The sequence below is a fragment of the Chryseobacterium sp. HMWF035 genome (assembly GCF_003094695.1).
Classification (GTDB): domain Bacteria; phylum Bacteroidota; class Bacteroidia; order Flavobacteriales; family Weeksellaceae; genus Chryseobacterium; species Chryseobacterium gambrini.
Genome location: NZ_QEHP01000069.1, coordinates 1 through 9,542, shown reverse-complemented (window position 1 = coordinate 9,542; position 9,542 = coordinate 1). Strand labels below are relative to the sequence as shown.

The 9,542-nt window shown below is 36.1% G+C and carries 9 protein-coding genes; 8 read left to right on the top strand and 1 reads right to left on the bottom strand.

Going from position 1 to position 9,542, the window contains the following annotated elements; translation table 11 throughout:
- The 4 genes from DD829_RS11335 to DD829_RS11320 all read left to right on the top strand — a co-directional run.
- The coding region (locus DD829_RS11335) for a glycosyltransferase family 39 protein (RefSeq protein WP_194294694.1) at window positions 1-1,125 on the top strand (1,125 nt) is incomplete at its 5' end.
- Window positions 1,126-1,157: 32 nt separating this feature from the next.
- The gene (locus DD829_RS11330; RefSeq protein ID WP_076390335.1) at window positions 1,158-1,670 is read left to right on the top strand and encodes a hypothetical protein; all 513 of its coding nucleotides are present in this window, start codon (window positions 1,158-1,160) and stop codon (window positions 1,668-1,670) included.
- A 22-nt stretch (window positions 1,671-1,692) separates the two neighbouring features.
- The gene (locus DD829_RS11325; protein WP_076390334.1) at window positions 1,693-2,304 is read left to right on the top strand and encodes an inorganic pyrophosphatase; all 612 of its coding nucleotides are present in this window, start codon (window positions 1,693-1,695) and stop codon (window positions 2,302-2,304) included.
- 514 nt (window positions 2,305-2,818) lie between these two features.
- The gene (locus DD829_RS11320) at window positions 2,819-5,545 is read left to right on the top strand and encodes a sodium-translocating pyrophosphatase (protein ID WP_108411123.1); all 2,727 of its coding nucleotides are present in this window, start codon (window positions 2,819-2,821) and stop codon (window positions 5,543-5,545) included.
- 171 nt (window positions 5,546-5,716) lie between these two features.
- Here the strand turns inward: DD829_RS11320 and DD829_RS11315 are convergent, their stop codons facing one another.
- Complete coding sequence (locus DD829_RS11315) at window positions 5,717-6,856, bottom strand: aminotransferase class I/II-fold pyridoxal phosphate-dependent enzyme (protein WP_108411124.1); 1,140 nt, start codon at window positions 6,854-6,856, stop codon at window positions 5,717-5,719.
- Window positions 6,857-6,944: 88 nt separating this feature from the next.
- Between DD829_RS11315 and DD829_RS11310 the strand changes: the two genes are divergently transcribed.
- From DD829_RS11310 to DD829_RS11295, 4 genes are all read left to right on the top strand, one after another.
- Window positions 6,945-7,991 (top strand): M28 family metallopeptidase, encoded by a 1,047-nt coding sequence (locus DD829_RS11310; RefSeq protein WP_108411125.1) that lies wholly within the window; start codon window positions 6,945-6,947, stop codon window positions 7,989-7,991.
- Window positions 7,992-8,066: 75 nt separating this feature from the next.
- Complete coding sequence (locus tag DD829_RS11305; protein WP_116547751.1) at window positions 8,067-8,504, top strand: GNAT family N-acetyltransferase; 438 nt, start codon at window positions 8,067-8,069, stop codon at window positions 8,502-8,504.
- 1 nt (window position 8,505) lies between these two features.
- Window positions 8,506-8,868 carry a glyoxalase gene (locus DD829_RS11300; RefSeq protein WP_108409823.1) on the top strand — a complete coding sequence of 121 codons (363 nt, stop codon included), beginning with the start codon at window positions 8,506-8,508 and terminating at the stop codon, window positions 8,866-8,868.
- A gap of 66 nt (window positions 8,869-8,934) precedes the next feature.
- Window positions 8,935-9,435, top strand: coding sequence for an endonuclease V (locus tag DD829_RS11295; RefSeq protein ID WP_108409822.1), 501 nt, complete (start codon window positions 8,935-8,937; stop codon window positions 9,433-9,435).
- The last annotated feature ends 107 nt before the right edge of the window (window positions 9,436-9,542 follow it).

The following is a 9,542-nucleotide window of genomic DNA, read 5'->3' as shown; positions in this document are numbered from 1 at the left end:
CTTTATTTATGTTTAATGACATATTATCTCTATACACATCAATATTACAATTCAGATATTGAAGCTTACATGGGATTAGTATATAAAGCTAATTTCCCTGATATGAAAATTGAAGAGATCCATAAAAAAGTTTATAGTGAACTTAAAGAAAAAGATCCGGATACAGGTAAGGTAAATATGGAAAGGAAAGAAGAGGCGATCGGAGATAACAGTTATTATAAGAATTTATCTGAAAATCCTAAAATGTATGAAGAAGAACTTCAGTTATTTACGGTAAAACCGTTTTACAATTTAATAAACTCAGTCTTTTTTAAGTTTGGATTTTCTGCTTCAACATCTACTTTTCTTATTACTATTATTTCCTATGTCTTAATCGTCATTCTGATTTTTATTTTTTTAAAAAAAATACTTAGAAATAATTATCTGGCTTTTATTTTAACCATTTTGATCTCATTATTCAAACCTCTGTTAGATACCTCAAGACATGCTACTCCGGATGGCTTTTCTACATTACTTTTATTACTTAGTTTTTATTTTGTATTAATGAAAAGAAATCTTTTTGTTTCTTCAATATTTGGAATTTTATGTATTCTTACAAGGCCAGAATATTTTATTTTTTATACATTTCTATCTGTACTATTATACTTTTTCAGAAAGGATTTTAAATTTCAATCAAAAGAAATTTTATTTTCAGTTGGCTATTTTGCATTAACTTTCGCAATCATACAATATTTTAACCAGATCCCGTGGTCTGTTTTGTTTATGAACCAGTTTACAAAAGTTCAGCTGTATCCGATTTCAAATCCCGATGTATTTAATTTTCGTGAATATTTAAACTGTGTGAAAGGAAAAATACTGTTTGAATGGAATACATCTTACTTCCCGTTACTGCTAATTTTTATCATTATTATTTTAGATTATAGATTAATCATTAGTAAAAACAGAAAAAGTTTAATTTTTTTAGGTCTGTATGTTGCTGTTTATCTTACTGTATCATTACGTTTTATAATGTTTCCTACATTAGTAAACAGAATGATGGTTGGGTTTTATTTAGTCATAATATTGTCGTTAATTGCGTATCAGAATTCGAAAAAGCAAATATTAGCTGATACTATAGAAAAATAGCCAAATAATTACTAATTTTGCTACCTCAAATTATGACAAGTTTTTCAGGATATTTACCCTATGCTTTTGCATTGATTATTGCAATACCTTTTCTGGTTTTGCTTCGACAGTTTGTATTTACTTATATTAAACTTAAAGAGCAGGAAATCAGATTACTTTCTGTAAAGTCCAATTCCGAAAATAAAACCCAGTCTTACGAAAGAATGACGCTATTTATGGAAAGATTAAAACCGTCCAATCTTATCCAGAGGTTTGATAAAGGTCTTGCAGCTCATGAATTTATTTTTCTGACTGAAAAAGCGATCAATGAAGAATTCGATTACAACGCTTCACAGCAATTGTACATCACCAAAAATTCATGGAAAAACATTGTCGATTCCAAAAACGCAGTTATAGAACTTCTTCACAGAACCTATGAAGGAATCAACGGAAATGCAAACCTTGATGAGTTCAAAACTATTTTTCTGATGAACTATATGGAAGGAGAAGACTATATTTCTATGACCATTGAAGATTTAAGAAAAGAAATTTTAATAATAGCTTAACTAAAAAAATAAATTTTAAATAATGATTCCAAATTTTAAAGCACATCCATGGCACGGAATTTCTGCAGGAGAAGATGCGCCAAATGTTGTAAATGTTTTCGTGGAGATCGTTCCTTCAGACACTATTAAATACGAAGTAGATAAAGAAACAGGATTTTTAAAGGTAGACAGACCTCAGAAATTCTCAAATATTATTCCGGCATTATACGGTTTTGTTCCAAGAACCTATTGCGACAGCGCAGTAATGAATTTAGCAGTTGAAAGAGGCGCTACAGACGTTACGATGGGAGATCACGATCCGCTAGACATCTGCGTTTTAAGCTCTCACAACATTCACGCAGGAGGTTTGTTAATGGAAGCTATTCCAATCGGAGGTTTCAAAATGATCGATGGAGGTGAAGCAGACGATAAAATCGTAGCAGTAATGATCGGAGATCACGCATTCGGACATTTCAGAGATATTTCAGAACTGCCGGAAGCAGAAGTGAAACGATTAATGCACTACTTCCTTACTTACAAGAACTTACCGGATGAGCCTGCAAAATGCAGAATTCAGGAAGTTTACGGAGCAGAGCACGCTAAAAAAGTAATCAAAGCTTCTCAGGAAGATTATTCAAACAAATACGGAGGATAAATTCTCTTTATTTCGGATAAATTAAAGGATAGACGGTTTTCGTTTATCCTTTTTCTTTTTGATCGTTTTTATATTTTTATTGAAAATTCCGAAATCATACCTTTCGAAAACATAAAAAACGAGATATTGTCAATCTTTCATTAATTTAGGAGCTGTTTCCTGCTTTCCACTGTATCTTTTTTGTTACGGGCTCCTGAACTACGTTCGTAAACCTCCAGTTTATGCTCCGCCCGCAACAAAAAAGGATGTCGTTCCAATCAGGGCTAGTAATTATCACTCTTAATAGATTGCTAACCAAAACCTCAGAGATTTTCATTCCACCAAAAATTTTTGCAACATTGTTCTTTTGATTTCTCTAATCAGCATATATTTTACATCAGTTGCTTCAAGCATAATAAATTCAATCCGTTTAATCGTTTAACTGCTAATTTTGAAATACTTATAAAGATTTTAACATAATCCATAGAAATTATTCGTTATATTTAATAATCTATTACCAAAAAAATATTAAACTATGGATCTATTTGTGTTAGTACCAATTTTTGGTGTCGTTGCTTTACTGTATACTTTTTTTCAGAGTAACTGGGTAAGTAAGCAGGATGCCGGAAATGAAAAAATGAAAATTATCAGCGGACATATTGCTGACGGTGCAATGGCTTTCCTGAAAGCCGAGTACAAGATTTTAACCTATTTCGTAGTTGTGGTAGCGATTCTTTTAGCGGTGATGGGGATGAGCAATGCCAACTCCCACTGGAGTATCGGGATTGCCTTTATAGTCGGAGCAATATTTTCCGCATCTGCGGGTTTCATTGGGATGAAAATCGCTACAAAAGCCAACGTAAGAACGGCACAGGCTGCCAAAACATCCCTTTCTAAAGCTTTAAAAGTTTCTTTTACAGGAGGTTCCGTAATGGGAATGGGCGTTGCCGGTTTGGCTGTTTTAGGATTGGGAGCTTTATTCTTAATCATCAAACAGATTTTTGCACCCGACGCAACCGTGGATTCCCAAGAAATGGAAAGAACAATTGAGATTCTTACAGGATTTTCTCTGGGAGCTGAATCCATTGCCCTTTTTGCAAGAGTGGGTGGCGGAATTTATACCAAAGCAGCAGATGTAGGAGCCGATCTGGTAGGAAAAGTAGAAGCCGGAATTCCCGAAGACGATCCTCGAAATCCTGCAACTATCGCAGATAACGTAGGAGACAACGTAGGAGATGTTGCCGGAATGGGAGCCGATTTATTCGGTTCTTACGTAGCAACGGTTTTAGCAACCATGGTTTTGGGAAGAGAAACCATTTCTCAGGATTCTTTCGGTGGTTTTGCCCCGATTCTTCTCCCAATGCTGATTGCCGGAACAGGAATCATTTTTTCAATGATCGGAACCCTGTTTGTCCGAATTAATGACAATGAAGATTCTTCCACATCAAGCGTTCAGAATGCTTTAAACCTTGGAAATTGGGGAAGCATTGTGATTACCGCTGTAGCGTCTTATTTTTTGGTAAATTATATCTTGCCCGACAAAATGGTTCTCAGAGGACATGAATTCTCTAAAATGGGCGTTTTTGGGGCAATTATGGTAGGATTGGTTGTAGGTACTTTAATGAGCATCATTACAGAATATTATACAGCGATGGGTAAAAGACCGGTTTCAAGCATTGTAAGACAGTCCTCAACAGGTCATGCAACCAACATCATTGGCGGACTTTCTGTAGGAATGGAATCTACACTGCTTCCGATTATTGTTTTGGCAGGCGGAATTTACGGATCATATCTTTGCGCAGGATTATATGGTGTTGCAATCGCAGCAGCCGGAATGATGGCGACAACAGCCATGCAGTTGGCAATTGATGCTTTCGGACCGATTGCGGACAATGCAGGAGGAATTGCTGAAATGAGCGAACTTCCCAAAGAAGTTCGTGAGAGAACGGATATCCTTGATGCAGTAGGCAATACAACGGCAGCCACAGGAAAAGGTTTTGCGATTGCTTCTGCTGCTTTAACGGCTTTAGCTTTATTTGCGGCTTTTGTTGGAATTGCAGGAATTGACGGAATTGACATTTACAGAGCCGATGTTCTTGCCGGATTATTTGTCGGCGGAATGATTCCGTTTATCTTTTCATCATTGGCAATTACCGCAGTGGGACAGGCTGCAATGGCAATGGTAGAAGAAGTTAGAAGACAGTTCCGCGAAATTCCGGGAATTTTAGAAGGAAAAGCACAGCCGGAATACGAAAAATGTGTGGCCATATCCACTGATGCCTCCATCAGAAAAATGATGCTTCCGGGAGCTATTGCCATCGTTTCTCCTTTGCTCATCGGGTTTATTTTCGGACCTGAAGTTTTGGGAGGTTTTCTTGCCGGAGCTACAGTAAGCGGTGTTTTAATGGGAATGTTCCAGAATAATGCAGGCGGAGCTTGGGACAATGCTAAAAAATCTTTCGAAAAAGGAGTCGATATCAACGGAAAGACTTATTACAAAGGTTCTGAACCCCATAAAGCTTCCGTAACGGGAGATACGGTAGGAGATCCGTTCAAAGATACTTCCGGACCTTCGATGAACATTTTGATTAAACTGATGTCGATTGTTTCTCTGGTGATTGCTCCCACACTCGCTGTTTTACACAAAGATAAAATAGATGCCAACAGAAAAGCGAAAATTGAAGCTTTAACAGGTATTTCAGGTGTTTCAATGAATAATCCGACAGGAGCAGTAGCTGTTGTTCCACAGGAAATTAAAGGCTACGTTAATGAAAGCGGTGACTTTGTCTATGATACAGGAAATATTCAGGAGATTCAGTTGAACGGAGGAAAAAAGATAAAAATAGGAGAAGGAAGCCAGTTGTATCAGATGTACAATTCGGTTAAAAATAAAGATCAGGGAATTTTGGATCCGAATAAATGGTTTACGATAGAAAATCTTTACTTTGAGACAGGTTCCAGTGATTTAAAAGCGGGTTCTGAAGTACAGTTATTAAATTTAGTTGAAATTATGAATGCCTATCCAACTTTAAAGATCAAATTGGGAGGTTATACCGATAATTCAGGAAATGAAGAGAGTAACCAGAAACTTTCCAATCTGAGAGCTCAGACTGCAAAACTGAAACTGCTGGAACTAGGGATTTCCGGAGACAGGGTGGAAGCAGAAGGATACGGTTCTCAGCATCCTGTTTGCGCAGCCAACGATACCGATGAGTGTATGGCAAAAAACAGAAGAATTGATGTAAGAGTTTTGTCTCTGTAAAAATCAACTTTAAATATTGAAAGCACTGCATCATGCGGTGCTTTTGTTTTAAATATCATTTAAATTTTCTTGCCAAGAAATCTGCTCAACCAACGAAACAAAATATTTCATGCTGTCATTTCGACAAAGGAGAAATCTAAAAAGTTGAAGATCTTTACGCTTGCAGTGATTTTAAAGATGCTTTTTTAAATACTCAAGCGCATCAATAATCAGATCATCATTTTTAGCAAAACTGAATCTTACATAATCTGAATTCTTTCTGGAATTGTAAAAAGCAGATAAAGGCAGACACGCTACTTTTTTCTCGATGGTAAGCCATTTCGAAAACTCTACGTCTGTCATTGTTTTTGAAACAGTTCTGAAATTCACGATTTGAAAAACGGCGCCTTCTGCTTTTTGTTCAACAATGAAAGGCGTTTCTGTAATCAGTTCATTAAAAAGATCGCGTTTTTTTTGCATTAAAATCTGGTTCTGTGAAGGATCAAAAACTTCCAGATATTTGCCTATTGCGTACTGACAGGGCGCGTTTGCACTGTAGGAAATATACTGTTGATGACAGCGGAATTTCGCCGTTAATTCTTCAGGTGCTAAAAGATAGCCGACTTTCCATCCGGTAGAATGAAACATTTTTCCAAAAGAAAAAATGCAGAAGGTTCTTTTTTTGAGTTCAGGATGAAGAAACGAACTGTAATGTTCCTTTCCGTCAAAACAATACGTATCGTAAATTTCTTCCGAAATCAGATAAATTTCCCGATCTTTAATGATGCTGTATAATTGATTCCAGTCGCTTTCAGACCATATTTTTCCGGTTGGATTTTGTGGAGAATTTACAATAATGGCTTTTGTTTTTTCAGAAATGCAACTTTGCAGTTTTTCCCAATTTACCGAAAAATCATTGTCAAGATCATAATAGACAGGAATGCCTCCATTCAGAAAAATAGAAGGACCATACGTGTAATAAGAAGGCTGTATAACGATAACTTCATCTCCCTGATTCAGAATAGATTTAAGGGAAGTATATAAAGCAAAAGTTGCACAGGGAACAACGGTTACTTCATTTTTCTGTAATCGGATGCTGTTTTTTCTTTTGAGATTAAAACGGATTACATTTTTTATCAGAAGCGGATTTCCTGCAAGTGGTTCATAATTATGGCTGTTAAGATCTGCAGCTTCTTTCAGATACTCCCGCAAACGGTGGTCGATATCAAAATCCGGCAAACCTAAAGACAGATCAAAACTGTTGTTTTGGGTTGCCAGTTCAGACATTTCAGTAAAAAAAGAGTAATGATTGAATCCGTAGATATTCTCCATACTTTTTGCATTTATTTCAAATATAAGAAAAATAGCAATCCGTAAAAGATTAAATATTTTTTGTTATTTTTAGGCAAATTATTCCATAATGAGAAAATTATTCATTCCACTATTTTCACTTGCTGTACTGGTAAGCTGCGGAACGGCAAAAAATGCAGCCGATGCAGGGACAACTCAAACTTCATCTGTCGCAAAAGGTGATAAAGCTTTTTTGGCTGCCTATAAGGAAATTAAGGCAGAAGATCTAAAGAAAAACCTGTACGTAATTGCTTCCGATGAAATGGAGGGTAGAGATACGGGAAGTCCGGGACAAAAAAGAGCAGGAGAATACATGGTGAATTACTATAAAGGCTTAGGAATTTCTTATCCTAAAGCTTTGGGAACCTATTATCAGAGAGTTCCGTCTGATTTCATGAAGAAAAGAGGTGGCGGAAATCTTCCTGATTCCGAAAATATTCTGGCATTTATCGAAGGATCTGAAAAGCCGGAAGAAATTGTTGTGATCTCCGGTCATTACGATCACGTAGGAACAAGAAACGGAGTAGTTTACAACGGAGCAGACGACGACGGAAGCGGAACGGTTGCGGTAATGGAGATTGCAAAAGCTTTTCAGGCAGCTAAAAAAGCAGGAAACGGCCCGAAAAGATCCATTTTATTTCTTCACGTAACAGGAGAGGAGCATGGTTTATTTGGTTCTGAATTTTATACGGATAATCCGGTTTTTCCTTTAGCCAATACCGTGGTTGATTTGAATATCGATATGATCGGTCGTGATGATCCTGAAAACAGAGGAAAACAGTATGTATATGTCATTGGATCTGAAATGCTGAGTTCTCAGTTAAAAGTAATTAATGAAGCGGCAAACAAAAAAACCAATAATCTTGAGTTAAATTATAAATATGACGATCCGAATGATACGGAAAGACTGTATTACAGATCAGATCACTATAATTTCGCTAAAAATAATGTTCCGGTAGCATTTTTCTTTGACGGAATCCACGAAGATTACCACAAACCAACGGATGATGTAGAGAAAATAGATTATAATCTGCTGGCTAAAAGAACCCAACTGGTTTTTACAACGGCTTGGGAAATCGCTAACAGACCAGACAGAATCGTTGTTGATAAGAAATAATTGAATTAAAAAATACAATACAAAAGGCAAATTAGCAGATCAGCAGTTTGCCTTTTTATTTAAATTAAAATTTGCATGAAAATCCGTGAAGCTGAGCTGAAAGATATTCCACAGATCCAAATCGTAAGAAATTCGGTGAAAGAAAACACGTTATCTGATCCCAATCTTGTTACAAATCAGGATTGTGAGAACTTTCTTTTTAACAGAGGGAAAGGCTGGGTTTGTGAAGATAATGACAGAATTGCGGGATTCGGAATTGTAGATATGAAAGAGAAAAGCATCTGGGCGCTTTTTGTTCATCCGGAATTTGAGAACAAAGGAATCGGGAGAAAACTTCACGATACGATGCTCAACTGGTATTTTGCCCAGACGAATGAGAAAATCTGGCTGAGCACTTCTCCAAGTACAAGAGCGGAGATATTCTACAGAAAATCCGGATGGACAGAAAACGGAGTTCACGGAAAGAATGAAATAAAATTTGAAATGACTTATAATAACTGGAAAAACAGATAATATGAAACAGAATATAAAATCAATGCGTCCTTTTATAGGCTCTGAAAATTTTGAAATCAGCAGGAGTTTTTACCGTGATCTCGGTTTTGAAGAGGTGGTTCTGGATGCTAAAATGTCTCTGTTTAAATGGAATGAGACTGCTTTTTATCTTCAGGATGCTTATGTAAAAGAATGGATTGATAACACCATGCTTTTTGTAGAAGTTGAAAATACAGACGAATTTTATCAGGAACTTATCAGTTTACATCTTACTGAAAAATATGAGAAAGTAAGAATTTTGCCTTTGAGAACGATGGATTGGGGAAAAGAATGTTTTGTGCATGATCCTTGCGGAATTTTGTGGCATTTCGGAGAATTTTTTTAATCAATTGCAGTTAAGAGAAAACTACATTACCATCATTTAAAAACAATAATCAACTACAAACGAAGAATGATCTACGCTTTCGATACCTATTATTACGACGATTATGCCCATACAGTCTGTTTAGCCTTTCAGGATTGGAATTCTGAACAGGAAACAGAAATTTTCACAGAAAAAACAACGATTACTTCCGATTACGAAAGCGGAGCTTTTTACAAAAGAGAATTACCCTGTATTCTCAGTCTTTTAAATAAAATTCAACTTCAGCAAGGCGATGTTATCATTATCGATGGCTATGTAACTCTGGATGAAGAAGGAAAAATAGGACTTGGAGGGCATCTTTACGAAGCTTTAGACCAAAAATTTCCGGTAGTCGGAATTGCAAAGAACGGTTTTAACAGTCCGGATTCCGGAAGAAGAATCGTTTATCGGGGAGAAAGTAAAACGCCTTTGTTTCTTACTGCAAAAGGAACTGAAGTAGATGAAATTAAACAAAAGGTAGAACAGATGCACGGAAATTTCAGAATTCCGACATTACTTAAAAAATTAGATCAGCTTTCCCGAAGTTAAAATATTTTAATTTCCAAAGACTAAGAAATCTGTTAAACTTTGATTTGTACGATTTTTCTATAAAGTGACAAATATCATTCAAATATTATTTTTATTAAGTCTAAATA